This window comes from Bartonella sp. AP4SXKL (genome assembly GCF_042195845.1).
Lineage (GTDB): Bacteria > Pseudomonadota > Alphaproteobacteria > Rhizobiales > Rhizobiaceae > Bartonella.
Map to the genome: position 1 here is coordinate 1 of NZ_JBHIPA010000050.1, position 1,430 is coordinate 1,430.

At 42.9% G+C, this 1,430-nt stretch carries 1 pseudogene; it reads left to right on the forward strand.

From position 1 onward, the window contains the following. A pseudogene (locus ACFIMI_RS09590) lies at positions 1-1,430 on the forward strand (hypothetical protein); the annotation flags it as partial.

Below are 1,430 nucleotides of genomic sequence, written 5' to 3' on the forward strand. Positions count from 1 at the left end.
GAATTAAAACGTTCTCGTTTTTCTTTTGTTAAAGTTCTTTCGTTGGCTATAGCGGCTACATTCTTATCGAATGTTACTCCTAGTTTTTCGGCAAATGTCGATTTAAGCAAAATGTTCCTTGAAGGTGTCGAGAGCGCTGTTGTAGGAGCTCCACAAAATGTTATCTCTGCTTATGATGGCGATAACAGTGATTTAGAGGCTTCTAGTGCATCAAAGGAAAATTATATAACAGCGTTGAGTGTTGCGACGACACCTAAGGTGGATGTTGCCAGTGACTACGCAAATTTTCTCATCAATACTCTTTCTAGTAACAGTGATAATAATTCCACAATAAATGCTTTGACGACAAATGCTTTGACAACAAGACAACTCATTCCTGTTAGTCAACTGCAGCGAGGTGGTGGCAGAGGTATTGAGTTGGGTGAGGGGGCGAATGCGCCCTCTGTGTCGTCTATTGCGATAGGCAATAAGCAAGACTGTGAAGGCAAAAACTGTTATTACTACGCTGCACGTGCGTTAGCTGAAAGAGCGATAGCTATCGGTTTATCAGCTGATGTTGAAAATTATGAGGGGATTGGTATTGGTACTAATGCAACAGTATCAGCTGATAATGGTGTTGGTGTAGGTGCCTTTACACAGGCGACAGCAAAAAATGCTATCGCTTTGGGGTATGCAGCAGAGGCGACAGGTTTGAGTAGTATTTCTATAGGGCGCTCGGCGCACTCTTTGGGCCAGCATAGTATCGCAATAGGTTCTGAAGATACTAAAGATGATTATACAACTGCGAAGGCTGATTATTCAACGGCTGTTGGTTCTGTTTCTAAAGCTTTGGAATATGCTACGACTGCTATAGGACATCGTGCAAAGTCAGCCGCAAAGAATGCTACTGCTTTGGGTTTTTATTCAGAAGCAACGGCAGAAGGGAGTGTTGCTCTAGGAAGCGATTCTGTATCTGATAGGGCTGCCTCTGCTTTGGGTTACACTTCTTTGTTGCAGGGTCCTTCACAAAGCGCCGAGGCGCAATGGAAAAGTACGCAGGGTGCCGTTAGTGTTGGTAATTCTAGTAAGGGCATAACGCGGCAGATTACAGGTGTAGCAGCTGGTAGTGAACTTACTGATGCAGTAAATGTTGTACAGTTAAAAGACTTAGAAAGTGTCGTAAGAAATGGTGGTTGGAAACTATCTGTTGGGGGTAAGGATGGTAAGAGCGTTATCATGGACAGCGCGGTAGATTTTTCCGCTGGAAGTACAAATCTTACGATTACAAAAGGTGATGAAGACAATAATATAAAATTTGATCTAGCTAAGGAAATCGCAGTCAATAAAGTAAATGCAGGAAGCAGTACCTTAGATGCAACAGGCTTAGTGATTACAGGTGGACCGAAAATAATCATTTCTGGGATAGATGCTGGGGGTAAAAAGATTACAGG